Origin of the sequence: Aquimarina gracilis (assembly GCF_035285365.1) — a bacterium.
Taxonomy (GTDB): Bacteria; Bacteroidota; Bacteroidia; order Flavobacteriales; family Flavobacteriaceae; genus Aquimarina; species Aquimarina gracilis.
On sequence record NZ_JAYKLX010000001.1, the window covers coordinates 163,233 to 183,418 of the forward strand.

The 20,186-nt window shown below is 35.2% G+C and carries 17 protein-coding genes; 1 reads left to right on the forward strand and 16 read right to left on the reverse strand.

Annotated elements, in window-relative coordinates; genetic code table 11:
- Positions 1–109: 109 nt before the first annotated feature.
- The 15 genes from U6A24_RS00630 to rsgA form a co-directional block, all read right to left on the reverse strand.
- Positions 110–3,358 (reverse strand): fibronectin type III domain-containing protein, encoded by a 3,249-nt coding sequence (locus U6A24_RS00630; protein ID WP_324177994.1) that lies wholly within the window; start codon positions 3,356–3,358, stop codon positions 110–112.
- A gap of 512 nt (positions 3,359–3,870) precedes the next feature.
- On the reverse strand, positions 3,871–4,944 hold the full coding sequence (locus tag U6A24_RS00635) for a coiled-coil domain-containing protein (RefSeq protein ID WP_324177995.1): 1,074 nt from the start codon (positions 4,942–4,944) through the stop codon (positions 3,871–3,873).
- Between the two features lie 74 nt (positions 4,945–5,018).
- Positions 5,019–5,849 (reverse strand): hypothetical protein, encoded by an 831-nt coding sequence (locus tag U6A24_RS00640; protein WP_324177996.1) that lies wholly within the window; start codon positions 5,847–5,849, stop codon positions 5,019–5,021.
- The gene (locus tag U6A24_RS00645) at positions 5,830–6,399 is read right to left on the reverse strand and encodes an RNA polymerase sigma factor (protein WP_324177997.1); all 570 of its coding nucleotides are present in this window, start codon (positions 6,397–6,399) and stop codon (positions 5,830–5,832) included. Before U6A24_RS00645 ends, U6A24_RS00640 begins: the two co-directional genes overlap by 20 nt.
- 168 nt (positions 6,400–6,567) lie before the next feature.
- Positions 6,568–7,545, reverse strand: a complete 978-nt coding sequence (locus tag U6A24_RS00650; protein ID WP_324177998.1) for a polyprenyl synthetase family protein — start codon at positions 7,543–7,545, stop codon at positions 6,568–6,570.
- Positions 7,546–7,633: 88 nt separating this feature from the next.
- Positions 7,634–8,674 carry a 23S rRNA (adenine(2503)-C(2))-methyltransferase RlmN gene (gene rlmN, locus U6A24_RS00655; protein ID WP_324177999.1) on the reverse strand — a complete coding sequence of 347 codons (1,041 nt, stop codon included), beginning with the start codon at positions 8,672–8,674 and terminating at the stop codon, positions 7,634–7,636.
- Between the two features lie 101 nt (positions 8,675–8,775).
- Positions 8,776–9,708, reverse strand: a complete 933-nt coding sequence (locus tag U6A24_RS00660; RefSeq protein ID WP_324178000.1) for a chalcone isomerase family protein — start codon at positions 9,706–9,708, stop codon at positions 8,776–8,778.
- 295 nt (positions 9,709–10,003) lie between these two features.
- Entirely contained in the window at positions 10,004–11,053 is a 1,050-nt protein-coding gene (gene queA, locus U6A24_RS00665; RefSeq protein WP_324178001.1) for a tRNA preQ1(34) S-adenosylmethionine ribosyltransferase-isomerase QueA, read from the reverse strand.
- Between the two features lie 78 nt (positions 11,054–11,131).
- Positions 11,132–12,349, reverse strand: coding sequence for a 3-phosphoshikimate 1-carboxyvinyltransferase (locus U6A24_RS00670; RefSeq protein ID WP_324178002.1), 1,218 nt, complete (start codon positions 12,347–12,349; stop codon positions 11,132–11,134).
- A 1-nt stretch (position 12,350) separates the two neighbouring features.
- Complete coding sequence (locus U6A24_RS00675) at positions 12,351–12,629, reverse strand: hypothetical protein (protein ID WP_324178003.1); 279 nt, start codon at positions 12,627–12,629, stop codon at positions 12,351–12,353.
- Positions 12,626–12,952 carry a nucleotide pyrophosphohydrolase gene (locus U6A24_RS00680; protein WP_324178004.1) on the reverse strand — a complete coding sequence of 109 codons (327 nt, stop codon included), beginning with the start codon at positions 12,950–12,952 and terminating at the stop codon, positions 12,626–12,628. The genes U6A24_RS00675 and U6A24_RS00680 overlap by 4 nt, the downstream gene beginning before the upstream one ends.
- Positions 12,953–12,954: 2 nt before the next feature.
- The gene (locus U6A24_RS00685) at positions 12,955–14,973 is read right to left on the reverse strand and encodes a transglutaminase (protein ID WP_324178005.1); all 2,019 of its coding nucleotides are present in this window, start codon (positions 14,971–14,973) and stop codon (positions 12,955–12,957) included.
- 14 nt (positions 14,974–14,987) lie between these two features.
- Positions 14,988–16,901, reverse strand: coding sequence for a DUF3857 domain-containing protein (locus U6A24_RS00690; RefSeq protein ID WP_324178006.1), 1,914 nt, complete (start codon positions 16,899–16,901; stop codon positions 14,988–14,990).
- Positions 16,902–16,923: 22 nt separating this feature from the next.
- A complete protein-coding gene (gene dtd, locus U6A24_RS00695) occupies positions 16,924–17,376 on the reverse strand; it encodes a D-aminoacyl-tRNA deacylase (protein ID WP_324178007.1) in 453 nt (150 codons plus the stop codon).
- A gap of 126 nt (positions 17,377–17,502) precedes the next feature.
- On the reverse strand, positions 17,503–18,453 hold the full coding sequence (rsgA, locus tag U6A24_RS00700; protein ID WP_324178008.1) for a ribosome small subunit-dependent GTPase A: 951 nt from the start codon (positions 18,451–18,453) through the stop codon (positions 17,503–17,505).
- 117 nt (positions 18,454–18,570) lie between these two features.
- Between rsgA and U6A24_RS00705 the strand changes: the two genes are divergently transcribed.
- On the forward strand, positions 18,571–19,026 hold the full coding sequence (locus tag U6A24_RS00705; protein ID WP_324178009.1) for a hypothetical protein: 456 nt from the start codon (positions 18,571–18,573) through the stop codon (positions 19,024–19,026).
- 53 nt (positions 19,027–19,079) lie between these two features.
- On the opposite strand, the gene U6A24_RS00710 is transcribed toward U6A24_RS00705, so the two are convergent.
- Entirely contained in the window at positions 19,080–20,162 is a 1,083-nt protein-coding gene (locus U6A24_RS00710; RefSeq protein ID WP_324178010.1) for a bifunctional 3-deoxy-7-phosphoheptulonate synthase/chorismate mutase type II, read from the reverse strand.
- Positions 20,163–20,186: the final 24 nt, after the last annotated feature.

Below are 20,186 nucleotides of genomic sequence, written 5' to 3' on the forward strand. Positions count from 1 at the left end.
GTAACGTTACAATTTCAACCAAACAAAAAAAAGCCTGGTAGGTTGTTTTCCTACCAGGCTTGTATCTTTAAAAAGAATAGTAACTATTCTCTCTGTAAAATCTTACTTTTTACAATTTAACAAACTCTCGAGTTACAAGACTTTCTCCTTTTCCAGAGATTCGTACAAAATACGTTCCGGCCTGGAAAGCACTCACATTAATTTGCGACTCGGTTCCTTGATAAATACGTTGTCCATACATCGAGAAGATTTCTACATTTTGGATAGCTTCTTTATCCACAGAAATGTTTAAGATATTCTTTGCAGGTACAGGATATAATTTGAACAGGTTCACTTTATCATTAAGATCTGTTAAAGGATAAGTATCCAAGCTACGCGCAGCACTTTCTACACAGAAAGTTGTAGCATCAGAACTTGTAAACTCACCTCCAGAAACGATAGTTCCTGCACTACTTGATAAGGTATACGAACCGTTACCAAACCCACAACAGATACCATCACCAAAAGAATCAAACATTGTGAAGGTATAGGTACCAGATGCCAGGCCTGTAATGCTTTCGGTTACTGTTGATCCATCTGGATTTGCAGTAGAATAACTTTCAGAAGCTACTATATTACCTCCGGCATCTTCTAGTGTCCAAGATGTTTCTTGAGGGTAGTTATCAAAAGTGATACTCAACGTTAAATCTGCATCGGCACAGTCTCCTCCAGGACCAGAATCTGTAGTAAGTGATACTGCATCAATCGCGGCATCGGCTCTCCAGGTTCCACCGGTAACACGGTTAAATCGTAATTGCACACCTGTTCCCAGGTAAGCGGCAAGATCGATAGTTGCTGTTTGCCAAGAGTTTCCTTGGTTTCCGCTTCTGTTCCAAATGCTTGTCCAGGTAGCGCCCTCATCATTACTAGCTTCTACATCCAACGATCCAAAGTCATTTGCTCCAAACATATGATATCTGAAAGAGAAAGTAGCCGAAGTTGCTGCTCCCAGATCAAAACAAGGAGACGTAAGGATCGCTTGTTTATTAGGATATCCAGTTCCGTTTCCAGATGCTTCTACATAAATATAGAATGATCCGTCATCTGCACTTGATGGTCCTGTATTTCTAGAAGGTGTTCCATTGGCATCACGTGTCCAGTCAAGATCATCTCCAGAATTTTGTGTCCAACCCCCTAGGTTCGATTCAAAACTCTCACTATAAGGAGCTGCAATACCACCCAAACATCCTGTGGCTGCCGGTGTGGTTACACTAAGTGGTGCACTGGCTGCAGAAGCATTGCCTGCTGCATCTTTTGCAATTACAGTGAATTCGTAAGTCGTTTCTGCAGACAGCCCCGTAACTGTAGCTGTAGTATCACTTACAGTATCTACAACAACGCCATCCTGAAGAACATCATATTCGGTTACTCCTACATTATCTGTAGAAGCATCCCAGCTTAGCGTTACTTGATTTGCAGCGACATTTGATGATACCAAATTGGCTGGAACTGAAGGCGCTTGAGTATCTGGAGCCGATGTAGTCACCGATAAAGTTGCACTGGCTGCAGATTCATTGCCTGCCGCATCTTTGGCAATAACAAAGAAATCATAGGTTGTACTAGCTGTTAATCCAGTTACATCGATGGTAGTACCCGCTACGGTTCCTATTACGGCACCATCCTGGTATACATCATATCCTGTTACTCCAATATTATCTGTAGAAGGGTCCCAGCTAAGTGTTAGTGAAGACTCAGCAACTGCCGAAGATGCCAAATTTGTAGGTGCCGTAGGCGCCTCGGTATCTGGAGTGTCAGGCTGTAACCTGAAAGCTACTACGTGGTTTTTTCTAAAACCAGCGTCAAAAAATTCTCCAATGTGCCAAAAAGTAGCATCATCTGTTGGATCAATAGTCATATGCGCATAATCCCCATATCGTAAAGAAGGGTTTGACTGTGTTCCGGTAATACTCACTTGCTCTGCAAGAGTCATGGTACCAAGTGGGTCACTTGCAAGTCTACCCGTATATCGTAGTGAAGGAAATACCGATGTGCTTACCACACTGTATCCAAGTCCGATGTTACCTTGTGCATCCATAGCCATACTACCACAAAATGCGCTTAATCCATCAGGTTGTGCATAGGTTCCTTCCTGGAAAATTGTCCAAGGTTGCCCATCTGCAGTTTGTCTAAGCTCATACCAACGAATACCCGAAAGGTTATCGTTACCATCTAAGTCTACTGCAAAATTAAGTACCATAGAGTTATGCGTACCAAAACGTCTATAATTGGTCATGTACATCATCGTTGCTTGTAACGCATCGATGTCTGGCCCCGAAGGTTGCGGTAAGTTCGAGAATGATCCACCATCAAATACGCTATCAAAAGGCGCCGTAATGATTTCTTGCGGTTGCGAAATAGTAGAGCTTCCTGGGTTTGCCCAATTTACATCGGTTGTCCATACTTTAATATGGTCCTGAGAAATTCCGCTCCAGCTATCATCCTGTAGGTACAATATAGAATGTCCTACTCCAACAGGTGGTAATGTTGCTCCCGTAGCATTAGATCCACCAGGGCTGTAGAACCCATTGGTTTCTGCTCCTGGTAATGGGAATCCAATTAATCCTGCAGTAGCATCACCTACCAACATTTTGTCTCTTTCAACAGCAAATACAACATCATTACCACTTGGGTTATTCTGATCTTTGTTTGCTGTAATATAGTACCCGTCACTCCAGATAGAAAGTTTTTCATAATCTGGGAAGGACCCCGTATTAAATCTATACGTGAACCATCCGTCGTTAACCGGATCTGGCCCTTGTCCTACTGCAATTAAGAACCCATTAGGGGTATTACTAAACTGCATAATGATAAAACGCTCGGCAAAATTATCATACACCACTATTGGGTCTCCAAGACTTTCTCCCGGGAAAATAGTAGCCAAAGAAGCTTCTGCCAATAATACATTACCATTTCGGTCCCGAATACCAAAACCAGAATTGAATGCATATACATAATGATTGGGTCCTATTGCTCCTGTGGGATCGGTAGGAGTACTAAAACCCTGGTGTGCTGTAAAAGAAGCAATTTCGGTAGAGATGGCCATTTTTGCAGCTTTTTGCTGAACCGACATTAACGGATCCTTTTGTCCTGCAAGAGGAAATCCTTTACCAGGGACAAATGTGTTTTTACCTCTGCGCTTCTCCTGGCCGTGTTTGACCATTCCTTCGGCAGAAATAATATTTGTCATTTCTGATAATGCCGGAACATTTCTAACATAAACAGCCTGGCTCCATGAGCTGGCTTTCATCGGTCCTTTTTGAGCAAAAAGACCAAAACTACAAAACATAAAAAGTGTTACATAAAAGAGTTTTGTTTTCATTTGTGTGAAATTTGGTTAATTGTTTATTTAAACATAATTAGTATAGAGATCACAATAATTGTGATTAAAAAGTATGAGCATATTTTAAGTTTTTTTTTAGGAAAGAACAGGTTTAACAATGTTTGTTAAATATATACTATTTAATAAAGAAACAAAAAAATAACATGTCATAAAATACTTACAATCAAATCGTTACGCCAAAACCGTAACAAAACAAAGGATTTAATCCTGATTTATATATTTAACAAATAGATTTTTTTGGTGAAATATTTAACATGTTGAGTACATGGTCATTACTACATTGATTTGATAGGGTAGCAGTTATAGCAAGGTTCAAACTCTTTAGTTAAACCAAGTATTTTCAAAAAGTAAGAAAGGAGTGGTATCTGGATACCACTCCTTTCGCAAGCTAATCAATTAACACTTCTTTAACTATACTAATAGCTGTCCTATCTATTGGTCAACCAAATAATTAACACGAATAAAGGTTGTTAGTGAAACAAAATCATCGATTAAAGGTCAAAACGTAATCCTAATGACACATTATTTTGTTCAATCTCTGCATCTTTAAACACAGGTGACAAATCGTATTTTAGATACAAGGACATGTCTCCGAAACCAATATAGGTACTCAAACCATAAATCAAATCACTGGTATTGTAATCTCTTTTGATTTTATCTTTAATACGATTTCCATTTTCTCTATATTTCAATTTTTGTCGTGTACTTATATTGGCTCCCAAATATCCTCCTAGCCCCATTCTAAACTTACGTGCTGTATAATACCGAATACTTTTATCTGTTTTTACGACTTTTGAAGGGCCAAACTCGAAATGAACTGGCACAACAATATTATCCATTCTAAATTTTGATTTACTTAGATTAAATGGAAACTCTTCAAGGTCGGTTTGGTCACCATTATCAACAAAGTACCTGTTATCTGTAGGTTTCAGACCATTTGAAGTATATGAGATTCCATATTTCAATCTCAAAAAATTAGAATTTTTAAAGACCCTGGTATTCCATACCCACCCTATCTCAAAAAATCTACTACCTAATATCTTGTAATCTGAGTCATCTAGCGACTGCCCATCTACAATAGTATTATTTAGTCCAAATGCCAACACTAGATTAGAAGATGTTCTACGATCGTATTTTACCTCGTCATCATCATTTGCTCTCTTTATATTAATTCCAAACAAAACATCCCCATCGTCATAATCTTTTGCTCCCAAACCTATGGTAACTTTATTAGTATCGGTTCCAAGAAGCTCGGTCCCATTACGTTCTAAAAGCGCTATTCTGTTGTCCAAAATGGCCATTCCGTTTTCGATATTAAGCGCATGAACCTTTGCCGCCTCTTCTTTAAGTTTCTGAGCTTCTTCGATAGTAATTTCGTTATTATCCAGTCTTTGGTTTATCGCTTCAACTTCTTTTTTCAGCGCCTCCTTTTCTGCTGTAATTAGTACTTCTTTTTGTGCCTTAAGCTTTTCGATTTTGTCATTATTAAGGTCTTCTTGAGCATTTACAAATTGGACAAAAAGAGCCATGGCCAACAATGTGGCAATTGTAAGTAACGTCTTCATTATTTTTTGAATTTTGATTCTGTAAGGCTTCCCCCCAAAAGGAGGGAAACCAAAAGATTGATTGATGAATAAATTTAATTTTCCCTTTCTGCTACGGCAGTTTTCACTTTTTGGAAACCAGCTTTAAGCGCTTCAAAAACTCGTTGCTTAAAAGTTTCATCGATTTCTTCTTCAACGTCTTGAAGAAGTGCCGATGCGCTTACCGTATTAGATTTTAATATTTTTTGAGTTGTAATATCTCTTTGTGCTTTTCGTAGCAATGCGTTGATTTCCTCATCGGTAACTTCGGTATTATTTTTTTGAAGCTCTTCTACTTTCGCTACAATATCTGCCACTTTATTATCAATTATTTCTCTATTTATTGATATCTCTTGTTTTTGTTTTTGTTCTATTAGATCAACAGTTTCTTCATTGGTCTGTGCGATTTCTGTTACTTCTTTTGGCTGTTCATCTATATCTTTTGAAGGAGCGCTATCGGGCGTAACTTTTGAAAAACCTTCATTCCCTTTCTTGATCAATTTGGTGTTACTTTCTGAGACATCAACAACCTCATCTTTAGATTTTTGAATATCGATCACCACATTTTCTTTTTCGATGATCTGCGGTGGTTCTTCTTTATTTTCCTGTACGATTTCGGTATCTTTTTGCTCTGTATTTTCTTTAGTTCGATCAACAAATTGCGGATTTACATCTTCAGAAACCGGGTTATAGAACAATGATGTAAGTATTAAGACTCCTACAAATACGGCAGCCAAACTATACCACCAAATCATTTTATTCCCTTTTTTTTGATTCTGAACCTGATCCAACTGTCCTGAAAGTTTCTCCCAAGATCCCATAGAAGGTTCTATAGCGCGTTGCTCAAGCTTTTCTTTTATCTTCTCTTCAAATTTCAATGGCGCCATTACTTATCTTATTTTGTTGGTTTAATTTTTGCTGTAGCAATTTTCTAGCCTTAAACAATTGTGATTTTGATGTACTTTCTGAAATTCCCAATGTTTTAGCTATTTCGCTATGTTTGTATCCTTCTACAGCATATAATACAAACACCATTCTATATCCTTCGGGTAGACTGTCAATTAATTCTTGTATTTGTTCTACCTCAAGTTCTGTATTAATATTATTCCAGGATTCCTCGGTATAACCTGTTATTTCCTCGGTAAAGAAAATTTGTTTTTCCTTTCTTAAAAATGAAATGGATTCGTTTACCATAATTCTGCGTATCCATCCTTCAAAACTACCTTCAAACTTGAAATTGCTTAAATTCTGAAATACCTTTAGAAAACCTCCTAACATCACTTCCTCGGCAAAATGTATATCTCTTATATACTGTCGACAAACGCTAAGCATTTTTGGAGCATATTGGTTATACAACTGATGTTGCGCATCTCGATGCTGATTTGCCGCTTTCTTAATAAGCTGAGTTTCGTTTTTATAAAATTGAATAATTTTCAATACTAAAAATTAATTGTTTCGACCTTCTATTAACATAGACGTGATAAAAATCAAAATGGTTGCCCAGGGTTCAAAATTTTATTTATCAAATTTCGATCCGTAGTTACAAAATTAACATAAGAAACTGTTTTACAGAAGGTTAAATTGTTACTTTTTGTCCAGAAAAATTTATTTTTTTCGATCAATTACATAATCAACCATTAATTCCAAAGAGGATTTATAATCAGATTCGGGATATTCTGAGAGGATAGAAAGGGCGTTATCTTTAAATCGGTGCATTACTTTGATAGCATATTCCAAACCACCCGATTCCTTTACAAAAGCAATTACCTCTTTGACTCTTTTTTTATCTTTGTTATGATTTTTTACAGAGTTGATAAGCCATTTTTTCTTCTCTTTTGCACAAGTATTGAGTGTATAAATCAAGGGGAGCGTCATTTTTTGCTCTTTAATATCGATTCCCGTAGGTTTTCCTATAGCCGTATCGCCATAATCAAAAAGATCATCTTTTATTTGAAATGCCATGCCTATCAATTCTCCAAATTTTCGCATTTTTTGGACATCTTCAGAATCTGGCGAGACAGAACAGGCTCCCAAACTACAACAGGCTGCAATTAATGTGGCCGTCTTCTGCCGTATTATTTCATAATACACCTTTTCAGTAATATCTAAGTTTCTGGCTTTCTCAATTTGTAACAGCTCTCCTTCGCTCATTTCCCGAACTGCAACCGAAATGATCTTTAAAAGATCAAAATCTCCATGATCAATAGATAATAACAGTCCTTTGGAAAGCAAATAATCTCCTACAAGTACAGCTATTTTATTTTTCCATAATGCATTTATAGAAAAGAAACCACGTCTGCGATTGGAGTCATCTACAACATCATCATGAACAAGTGTGGCGGTATGAATAAGTTCTATTACTGAGGCTCCACGATAAGTTCTTTCGTTGGTTTCTCCTCCTGAAACCATTTTGGCAACCAAAAAAACAAACATGGGACGCATTTGCTTCCCTTTCCGGTTAACGATATAGTGCGTAATTCTGTTTAGTAATGCCACCTTTGAAGACATTGACTGTGAAAACTTTTGTTCAAAAAGTTCCATTTCATCAATAATAGGCAGTTTTATTTGCTCAACAACTTTCAATACGAGACAATAATTCTGATTTCTAACTTGGTACGAAGATAGTATAAATTGTTTGTTGTAAACAGGTATTCGTGTTAATAAAGAAAAATCATGTTTTATTTGCCAATTGGCCGCATGCTGCATCAATATCTTTCCCCCTACTTCTACGAACGTTTACTACAATTCCTTTGGATTCTAATGCCGTTATATAATTATCAATTGCTCGATTGGAAGCTTGCTGAAACTCGCCATCATCTATTGGGTTATATTCTATTAAATTAACCTTACAAGGCACATAGGAGCAAAACCTAATAAGTGCATCAATATCTTCTTTTCGATCATTGATCTTGTCCCAAACTACATACTCATAGGTTATTCTGCTTTTAGTCTTGGCATACCAATATTCTAATGCTTCTCTAAGATCTGACAAGGGAAATGTTTCGTTAAAAGGCATTATAGAGGTTCGAACTTCGTCTATAGCAGAATGTAATGAAACAGCAAGTTTGAATTTCACCTCATCATCTGCCATTTTCTTTATCATCTTTGGAACTCCTGATGTTGAGAGTGTAATTCGTTTGGGAGACATCCCTAAACCTTCAGAAGAAATAATCTTATCAATAGCCTTAAGAACATTATTATAGTTCATTAATGGTTCCCCCATTCCCATAAAAACAATATTAGATAGGGGCCTATTATGATATAACCTACTTTCTTTATCTATTGCTACTACCTGGTCATAAATCTCATCCGGATTTAGATTGCGCATCCTCTTTAATCTTGCTGTTGCACAAAATTTACAATCCAAACTACAACCAACCTGAGAAGACACACATGCTGTAGTTCTGGTAGGTGTTGGAATTAAAACCGATTCTACGACTAGCCCGTCATGCAATCTAACCGCATTTTTGATGGTACCATCGGTACTACGCTGCATTTGATCAACATGAATGTGATTGATAACAAAATTCTCTTCGAGTATTTTCCTGGTAGCCTTAGATATATTTGTCATATCCTCAAAGTGATGGGCTCCTTTACTCCATAACCACTCGTAAACCTGATTTCCTCTAAAAGGTTTATCCCCGATCTCTTCGAAGAAAGATCTTAATTGATCTTTTGTTAATGCTCTTATATCCTTTTTCTTTTCACTCATAACTTTTGCAAAAGTAAGAGATAATGCAGAATGTTTATAGATAATAACAAAAAACCCTTGACATTTTATCAAGGGTTTTTGTTATATCAAAAAAATAGTATTTATTTTTTACTTTCTTTTACTCTTCTCCATTCGTGAACTCCTCCACTTCCCTTATATTTTACGAAAAGTACATCGCGTTTTTCTGCATCTGTCCAGATTTGGCATTCTGAAACTTTTCCGTCTCTAATGTTTGTATAAGTTCCTCCTGCATATTTGTCTCCAACTAATCGTAATCCTTTTATCACGACCATTCCTTCGATCTTCTTATTCTTATCTTCACCTGTACAATCATAGCAAACGTCGTCTCTTTCAGAATCTCTAAGCATTCTTTCGATAGCACCAAAAATCTTGTTATCGATCATATATAACTGCATTACACTAAGTGCAACTCCTGTTTTCTTGTCGATCATCTTCCACTTTCCTAAGACTGGATTCGCCTCGTATGACGCAAGTAAGTTTTCTTTTAAATCATAATCCACTGGATTTTCACCGAGCCAAATTTTAAACAAAGCAGTTTTAAATTCCTGGCTTTTCATGGTACCAAGAAGTGTTTTGTTCTTGTATACTGAAAGTTGTCCGCCTTTGGTATGTAAAATTCTGAAGATATCCCATTTTTTTATATCGGCAGGAAGTAGGGCTATAAATTCGCGTATTTCCTTTTCTAGTTTATAGCTATTACCATTTGTAGCTACTTCAAGACCGTTTCTGATAAGATCCTTTAAATCATCTGATCCGAGAGAAGAAGTGACTTTTATGGTAATCGCCATAGTATCATCTTTTTCTGCTACCATTACGCCATCTTCAACACCATCAACTTCAAAATCTAGATATAGAGCAAGAGCATATAATTTATCTCTTAAGCCGGCACCATTTAACATTAATTCTGTTTCTCCGAAATTGTCCACATCATTAAAACGAACTGTACCAACTTTGGTTTGGGCAAAAGAACATACAGTTATAAAAAATGTTAGGTAATAAAATGCTTTTTTCATCATTGTAAATAATTAGGTTTAGTTCATGTTTTTTAAACGGGTTACAAAAAACGGTCCAAAAATTAAAAAAAGTACGTTCTTTATGATTATATAACGTATTTTTTTCGACAAACGTCAATTTTTATCGCTGTAAAACACAAAATGCAAATTACGGCAAAACCGTAATACTGCACAAATTAAATGTTTTAATATTAAAAAAAACGAAACACTTTAACATGTTAATTTTCAGAAATATAAAAAAAATCCCTGTTCAATTTAAAATCAAACAGGAATTTAGTGTTAGTTTATCAAAATCTTAAAGAATTAACATTGCATCTCCGTAAGAATAGAACTTATATTTCTCTTTAACAGCCTCTTCATAAGCTTCTTTTATAAAATCATGCCCTGCAAATGCAGACACCATCATCAATAAAGTGGACTTTGGTGTATGAAAATTAGTAATCATCGAATTAGCAATACTAAAATCATAAGGAGGGAAAATGAATTTATTGGTCCATCCTCTAAATTCGTTCAATGTCTTTTCTGAAGATACTGAGCTTTCCAGCGCTCTCATTACGGTAGTTCCAACAGCACAAATTCTTTTCTTATCTGCAATTCCGTTGTTAATAATATTGGTTGCATGCGCAGTTATATAAGCTTCTTCACTATCCATTTTGTGTTTGGACAGATCTTCAACCTCAACTGGGTTAAAAGTACCTAATCCCACATGTAAAGTAATCTCGGCAAAATCAACTCCTTTAATTTCTAACCTTTTCATTAGGTGCTTAGAAAAGTGAAGCCCTGCAGTTGGCGCAGCTACTGCGCCTTCGTTTTTTGCATATATTGTTTGATATCTTTCTTCATCTTCAGGCTCTGCATCTCTCTTTATATATTTAGGTAATGGAGTTTCCCCCAGATCTGTAAGTTTTTGTCTAAACTCATCGTAAGATCCATCATAAAGAAAACGCAAAGTACGTCCTCTTGACGTAGTATTATCTATAACCTCTGCCACTAGGCTTTCGTCATCTCCAAAATAAAGTTTGTTTCCTATACGAATTTTTCTTGCTGGATCGACAAGCACATCCCATAGACGTGTTTCAGAATTTAATTCACGTAGTAAAAACACCTCAATCCTTGCTCCTGTTTTTTCTTTGTTCCCATACAATCTAGCAGGAAAAACCTTGGTGTTATTTACAACCATTACATCGTTTGGTTCAAAATAATCTATAAGGTCTTTAAATTGCTTATGTTCTATAGTTTGATCCTTTCTATTTAGCACCATTAAGCGAGATTCATCTCTATTCTCTGCTGGATATTCTGCTAATAATTCTTGCGGAAGGTTAAAATTGAAATGTGATAACTTCATCAGTGTTTGTTTTTTTGAAGGTGCAAATATACAATCTCGCAATAGGGGTTGTCAAGTAAAATGAGATATATTTATTCATTAAGAAACTTTGAAGCCTAGTTTTTTCAAATCAGACCAGAAATCTGGATATGATTTGGAAACCACATTTGCATCTTCGATAAACAAATCTGTTCTAAGAGCAAGAGGAGCAAACGCCATTGCCATTCGATGATCATTATATGTTGCAATAGAAATATCTTTGTTAAGTAAGGTCATTGGTTCTAAACGTAACGAATCCTGAGTAATCGTAACTTGCCCGCCTAACTTTTCGATTTCGGCTTTTAATGCTTCTAGCCTGTCCGTTTCTTTTATTTTAAGTGTATGAAGTCCTGTAAGATAACACCCTATACCTAGTCCGAAACAAGTAACGACTATGGTTTGAGCGATATCTGGAGAATTTGACAAATTCAATTCTTCTGGAAACTTGGTTGCAACATTACTTTTTGTTAAGGTGATGCTGTTTTGACCAAAAGTGGTTTTCACACCCAAATGTTTATATATATCTGCTAGGGAAGAATCTCCCTGATAACTTTCTTGTTTATAACTTCCAATAGTAACCTCGGCATTATCCGACAATGCTATAATGCTGTAAAAATAAGATGCAGAACTCCAATCGGACTCTACTACCACATTCTTGTTTAGATTGGTATTATTGGGTTGAATTGTAATCACGTTATCTTCAAATGTACCTTTTACTCCAACATCCTTCAATAAACTAAGTGTCATATTTATGTATGGGACTGAGGTTACTTTTCCTTTTAAGGTGATTACAAGCCCATTTGGCAAAGAACCTGCTATTAGCATAAGTGCCGAAATATATTGGCTACTCACATTGGCCTGAAGCTCTACTTGATTAGCTATTGGTTTTGTACCCTGAATTCGTATAGGTGGGTACCCTTCTTGTTTTTCGTAACTAATTTTGCACCCAAGTTGTCTTAATGCGTCAACCAAAATTTTTATTGGTCGTTCTTGCATTCTCTTACTTCCGGTCAGTACTGTTTCCCTGCCATCTTTAACAGCAAAATAGGCCGTAAGGAATCGCATTGCGGTACCTGCATGGTGGATATCCACAATAAGTTCATTGCTTAGCAATGCTTTTTGCATAAGCTCGGAATCGTCACTATTGGACACATTTTCAATTTTAATGCTAGGATAAAGAGCCTGTAAAATTAACAATCTATTGGTTTCACTTTTGGAACCTGTGATTTGTAATGTTTTGTTTTCTATGCTTGAAATGTGTGATAATTTCAAATTCATCTTATCGTTTTGATTTTCTTTTTCTTAATTCGAAGTAATATGCTACAATCATCCCATACAACAGCCCCCCAACAACTCTGGAAATGAGGTATCGAAACCATTTACCTTCATTAATTTTTTCGTTAACAAAAGAATCCATAGTAAGTTCTCCGTATTGCATGAAATGTCCGGTAATGCTAAGTATTATTTCAATGATGCTAAATACTATTATGAACCCAAGGCCAATAAAGCTAACCGAAATCCAGTATTTCTTGGACGAAAGTATTTCTTTAAATATCATTTTAGCTTTTCATTATTATGATGCCTGTCATGATCGCGTTTGGTTTTAATATCCAACTTCTTCTCAAAAGCTTCTTGTAAGTTAACTCCAGTTTGATTGGCCAGACATAAAACAACAAATATAACATCGGCCAATTCTTCCCCAAGGTCTTTATTTTTATCGCTTTCTTTTTCACTTTGCTCTCCATATCGCCTTGCAATAATCCTGGCCACCTCACCAACTTCCTCGGTAAGCTGCGCCATATTTGTGAGTTCATTAAAGTATCGTACTCCGTGATTCTTGATCCAATCATCTACGGCTTGTTGTGCGTTTTGGATGTTCATGATTATATTTTTCTTATAACTACTTGATCAGCTTCTTTTTGAATAATCTGATTATAAAACTGTTTCAATACGGGATAATAATCCGCTGAAATAAACGGAGTATTTATTTTTTTGTTTACCATAATTTGAATCATCCCATTATTTATGCTAGACATAAATGAAAAAGCTCCCAAATTTTCAGGCAACTTAAAGGCTTTAGATTCTGGCAATTCTGTAACTTCATATCCATCAGGGATTCTAATATTAATCATGAACGTATTATCATAACCAAAACCAAAATCAATAGGATATTTTCTAGTTTCAGATTTAAAAATATTCTCCTTTTCTTTTAAAAACAATAGCGGTGAAAAATACATTTCATTATCTATTATTTCGATTTGATCGTAAGATATAAAATTAAAACTTTCGCTTACTCCTTTTCCATATCGATTTATTCCCTCAACCTTCAATTCTTCAATTTCGTCAATCTCGAATTTTGATTTAAAACTTTTCGCAATATCATTATTATCCTTTCCTCCATGAGTAGTTCTAAAAAGATGCGCATGATAATCTAAGTGAAGAGCATTAAACTTACCATTCACCACTCCTTCATCATCTATTTGAATTTGCAAACTACATCTATTAATTGATGGCTCCTGTGGTCTAAGGTTAACTCTTTGGGAAGTACCATTTTTTGCTATTACTCTGCCTGATCCCCTTCTAACTCTATCAGGTAAAATGTTCGGCAGTCCCCGTTTATCTGTAGCGTCAAGATATGCCAAACTTCCATCTGATCGCTTCACTCGAGTTATTACGTAATCAAATCCATCTAGCGTAGGAAATAACGCTGTATTCTTATAGCTAGAACTCACTAAAACCGGATTAGCATCTAATCCCATGGAAGTAAGCATCGCGGTAAGCATTAAATTAATTTCAGCAGTATTACCAGTCCTCTCTTTATATGCTTTTTTGACTCCTGCACTGGTATATACGCCATATTTACCATTCCATTTCATTCTTTGTCTAACATGAGCATACACTTTAAACATTTTTATTATTTCTTCTTCTGAAATAGACACAACCTCTTTGAGGTCTTCTTCAAAGTAATTTCTCTTTTTTAACTCGCCTCCAAAGCGACTACTAGTATAAATAGTTTCGACTACATTTTCCCAAGTTTTAGCATAATATTTTATTGGTTCGCTGGGAAAATCTATATGAGACAATTCATAACTTATTGATGAGATATAATTTTTAGCATTCCCTGAATACGGCTCTATTTTAAAAGCAGGAACATTAGTACCTCTAATCGTGTTTTTTACCAATTTAAAATCAATAACATTTACTTTTGAAGAGTTCGTGGCACTTACTGTTCCAGTTCTATTTTTTGTTTTAAAAGTCAATTTATCCATAACTATTGACTCCTTTAAATTTACAGGAAGATATCCCGAAGTTAACTTTTTAAAGTTGAAATATTCTGGAAATTTAAGATCTACAGCTATATGCTTTATAGGAATTTCATATTGAAGATAAATCCTATCAATATTGGAAATAAATGGGGAAACAATTTTATATTTATATTCAATTACCGAGCCTTCTTGTAAGGAAGGCATTGTAAATTTCACTTGTTCATATTTTTCGGAATATATATTTTTAAAAATTCCTTCGTTTTTAAGTTTAGTTTCAACTATTTTTCCCGACGCCAAATTATGAGTAATTCCTTTTAGACCAATTAGCTTTTCTTTCTTCCTATTTGCTTTGTACAGGAATACTTCATCGGTAGCATATTCAAACCCATCTTTTTTATATAGCTTAATTCTTTTATGAACTTCAGTTATCAATTGCCAACCTTCTATTTCGGTAAATTGTATGTAAACATCTCTATTCTCAAATAAAACAGCAGCCTGAGCTTCATTATTTGCCGGATAGGATTCCTCCAATAATTCTTCTTCAGAAACTTTTCCAAATTTAAACTCTTGGCAAAAACCAATATTAACTGACACTACTAATGCAAAAACTAACAGCAATTTGTTTTCTATTCTCATTGTTGGTTGGTTATTTATTGTTCCTTAAGTACTATTCTTGATTTATCTATTTTCTTTATTTGAGCTCTGAATTTTCTATACTGTTCATACTTTTCCTTCGGAAAAGTACCATCAATAATTTTTAAAAAGCGTTTGAATTTTATTTGGGATTCGCCGGTTTTCTCCAATTCATAAGTATAGGTGCCAAATTCAGTTTCTATGATTTTCTTTTCAGGCAAATTACCTAGCAGATAACCCTCAGGAAGATTTATTAGATACTCATCTGTGTTCATGTATCCCCTTGAAATTACTAATCTTGTTTTTCTGTCTTCATATTTTGGAAAATTACTCTGATCACAACTAAAAGCATTTGGCATTAACAAAAGACGATTTCCAACCTTTTTGGCATATGATTTGCATGACACTTTTATCTGCTCTTTGAAAACTATATTATCCTTGTCATCCTCAAGTTTTATTGCATTAATTCCAAGACTATTAACATAGCTCCATTTCTCTTTATAATGTAGTTTCTGATCTTTGGGTTCCTGATACTGTATTGAATAGTTCCAATCATACTCCAAACCCTTTGACTCTCTCTTAATATCTGCAAACATCGAATTATCTACACCTAAATTTATTACTGCACCAGTGTGCAAAGTATTTTCTTCAGCCTCATATTTTTTGGTTCTTTTAATCTCTCCCCCCTCTGGTGTTACCACTAGTACATTTCTATTATCAACAAAATCCCCTATAAAATTAAATGGAGTGGTTTGGCTGGTGCATTCTAGCCAAATATCTTCATCTTCATCTGGAATATTTAATATGGCATGATTACCTTGCATTGAAGCAAATTCGAGATCAACATCTCTTCTTTCTTTAGCATAAACTATAGTATAATAAGAAGTTATATTCTGACTATCTAACAAAGCCTTAGTATAATTAGTAAGTGCCTTACAATCCCCATAACCTAATCGATCAACATCTTCTGCCAAAAAAGGCATCCATCCACCGATCCCAAGTTGCACACTGATATACCTGGTTTTATCTTGAACATATTCGTAAATCAGTTTTGCTTTCTCTTTATTAGTTTTTGCATTAGTCACCAATACATTAATTTCTTTAATGGTTTCTGGTGATATTTTATTTCTACCTAATAAAAGCTTTTCATATTGCCATTTCCCAAAAGATTTCCAATCAGTTGCAGATCCCTTAATTCCTTTCAAAGAAAAATCATTAAGAGCAATTTTTACCTCGGGAACTATTTCTAAATATGACGGGCTTAATACTTCAGATTGTTTTGGAGCAATATTTAAAACTTGATATGAAATTTCGTTATCCGACTTATTCTTTATTATTGAATAATTCTCAAAGTTTGTTTCTTTCACTCTCATTGGAATCGAAGTTGTGTTCAAAACTTTGTAAGATGATTTTTCAATCCCTAGGTTGTAGGTCAAGATAGGTCTCCATGTACGTATAAATGCTGTTGTAGAACTTTCTACTTCACTTTCCCAGGCAAGGGTATATGGGTAAGATACAGGAGTATAATCGATATATTTTATACGATTATCATGCATTAGTGAGATCCCATCATAAGCACTTCGGTCGTGAAAATCTTTCTTTTTATACTTTTTAATCTCTTTACCAGTGGCATCAAAAACGATAGCTTCTAACTTTTTGATCTTGGTAGAAGGATCATAATGTTCGTAAGAATCGGCATAACCATCACCAAACTTATTAAGCACTGTAACGATTCTTTTTGTTTTGATTGTCATTGAACTTACAGAATTGATTTCTACAACAATCTCTTCTGATCTTACTACAGCATTAGCCTCTTTTAGAAGTGTTGAATCAATAACTGAAGTTTCCAGGTTAATTTCTTCCTGTGATATGATTTTACTAAAAGTCAATAAAGTACAAACCACTAGAAGTCTCAGTGAATTTTTTTGCATGTGAATATTTATTCTGGGGTGGTTATTCTTTGTTTTTTGAATCTATAATTATGGTTACTGGACCATCATTGAGAAGAGACACCTTCATATCAGCTCCAAACACTCCAGTTCCAACTTCTTTCCCTAAGTCTTTCTCGAATTGTTCAACAAAGCTTTCATATAATGGAATGGCAACTTCAGGTTTTGCTGCCTTAATATAGCTTGGCCGATTACCTTTTTTGGTACTAGCATGCAGTGTGAACTGACTTACTACAATAGCTTCTCCACCGACCTCTAAAATACTTTTGTTCATGATTCCATTTTCATCACCAAAAATTCTTAGTCGAGAAATTTTCGCCGACAGCCATGCAATATCATCAATGGTATCATCGCTTTCAATTCCTATCAAAACAAGTAGTCCTTTTTGTATACTTGAGATCAACTCTTCATTTACAGTAACTGAAGCATTTGAAACTCTTTGAATTACAGCTTTCATTTATTCAATAATCATTAAATATTCTTATTTATAACTTTAGATTGCAAGTATACAATGTCTGAGTTTCATTTTTCGGGACTGAGGAAATTTTATTAAATTTAATTTATAGTTGTGAAGTTCTATAAATTAATCTTCGTCATATGTATTCTTTCTGTAATGTTCCTCTTCACCTTCAAGAATTTGCAAATAACTTCTATATCGGGACCATGCCACTTCTTCATTATCCAACCCTTCTTTTACAGCGCACTTTGGCTCATTGACATGCAAACAATTATTGAATTTACACTGGGACTTTAGCTCAAAAAACTCCGGGAAATAATCACCCACTTCTTCTTTCTCCATATCTACAATCCCGAAACCTTTAATACCAGGAGTATCAATGATTTTGGCCCCAAAACTCAGGTCAAACATCTCTGCAAATGTTGTAGTATGTTGTCCTTGTTGATGTTGTTCACTAATTTCGGCTGTTTTTAATGATAAATCGGGTTCAATCAAATTAACTAAAGTTGATTTTCCAACACCACTATGTCCAGAGAACATACTTACTTTCCCGACCATTAACTCCTTTACTTTGTCAACATTCTTTCCAGTTTTTGCCGAAATCCCAATACATTCATATCCTATTTTCCTATACAGCGCTGCGAGATACTTCACTTCCAAAAGTTCTTCTTCATTATAAGTATCTATTTTATTAAAAAGTAGCACAGCCTTTATCCCATATGCTTCGGCCGTAACCAAAAAACGATCTATAAAAGCCGTGAAAGTTGGCGGATTGTTTAGCGTAACCAACAAAAAAACTATATCGATATTGGAAGCAATAATATGTGTCTGTTTAGAAAGGTTTACAGATTTCCTAATGATATAATTATGTCGTTCATGGATATTTTCTATAACACCTGTTTCCTGATCATTTTTGGTCTCCAATATAAAGTCGACAACATCTCCTACCGATACCGGATTGGTACTTTTAATCCCTTTTATTCTAAATTTCCCTTTTATTCGGCACTCATAGATCTTACCGTCATCTGTTTTAACGGTGTACCAACTTCCGGTAGATTTATATACAGTACCTGTCATAAGCACAAAGATGCAAATATTAACTCTTATTCAAGTCTTAATTTTTTCTTTATTGAAAAAAATATGGCATAACTATTGATCCAGTTGCTGATAATAATCTTAAAATTGAAAATCATTATGAAAAAAAACTTAGTATTAATCGCTTTACTCTTTCTTGGTTTAAACACAACCATTGCTCAAGATGTTTATGAATTTCAAATCGTTACCGTTATTGAATCTATTGTTCCTAATGGTTTAGGTAGATCAAGAATGCTTACCACCAATGAAACACGTGATTACAAAGAGTATACCTCTACCCGTACCGGGCAAGATGATAAAAGAAATAAATCTGACCGAGGAGATATTCGCGTAAAAGGTTTTGACGAAACCAAACTCTTAAATTTCTTTAACCTTGGTGGAATCCGTTTTCAGAACATTGCTGCTAATGATGCAATAGTAACTTCAAAAATCAACGAAATGTCTACTCAAGGTTGGGAACTTGCTTTTGTAAACAGTGGTGTAGAAAGTTTTGGAGGTAAAGGCGATGGTAACGGGATTTATGTAACTCGTTACACCTTTAAAAGAAAAAAATAAAACTACTACATATTAAAAATGCCACTTGTTGATTACCAACAAATGGCATTTTACTATCCTCTGGCTATCTTTTTTTGGTGATTTATAGATTCCTGGTGAATCGCCTTATAAATTCTTAAGATAAACTCTTCACTTAATCCATTTTCTTCTCCTTCAAGAATCATTCTTCCTAAGATTTCGTTCCAACGTTTAGATTGAAGAATCGCCACATTTTGCTTGGCTTTTACTTTACCAATTTCATCAGAGATTTTCATTCTTTTTGATAACACTTCGAGCAGTTGGTTATCGGCAATATCAATTTTTGCACGCAATTCGCTTAATGCTTTTTGATATGCTTCATCCTCTCCTACTGCTTTACGAATTTTTAAATCTTTCATATACTGGATTAAAGTTTCAGGTGTAATTTGCTGCTTAGCATCACTCCATGCATTATCGGGATCATAATGCGTTTCTACGATTAATCCGTCAAAGTTAAGATCGAGAGCAGTTTGAGAAAGATCAAAGATAAGATCTCTTCTCCCGGCAATGTGAGATGGATCCAATATCAATGGCAGGTCTGGAAATCTATTTTGCAGATCAATTGGAATTTGCCATTCTGGAATATTGCGGTACTTTGTTTTTTCATAGGTTGAAAACCCTCTATGAATTACTCCTAAATTTTTGACATCGGCTGTGTAAAAACGTTCAACAGCACCTAGCCACAAAGAAAGATCTGGATTTATAGGGTTTTTGATCAAAACCGGATTATCGATTCCTTTACAGGCATCTGCAATATCTTGCACGATAAATGGTGATACGGTACTTCTGGCCCCTATCCAAAGAACATCTACGCCATGCTCAAGTGCTAGCTCCACATGATGCGGATTTGCTACTTCGGTAGCTATTTTCATCCCCGTTTCTTCTTTCGCTCTTTGAAGCCATTTTAACCCCAATGCACCTACTCCTTCAAAATTCCCCGGCCTGGTTCTGGGTTTCCAAATTCCAGCGCGCAGTATGGTAGCATCTGAGTCTTTGAGTTGATGTGCAATTTTTACCACTTGCTCTTCTGTTTCTGCACTGCATGGTCCACCAATAACTAATGGATGTTCTAAGTTGTATTCATCCAACCAGTTTCTAAGTTCTTTTTTATTTTCCATATCGATTTTTATTCTGTATTGTTA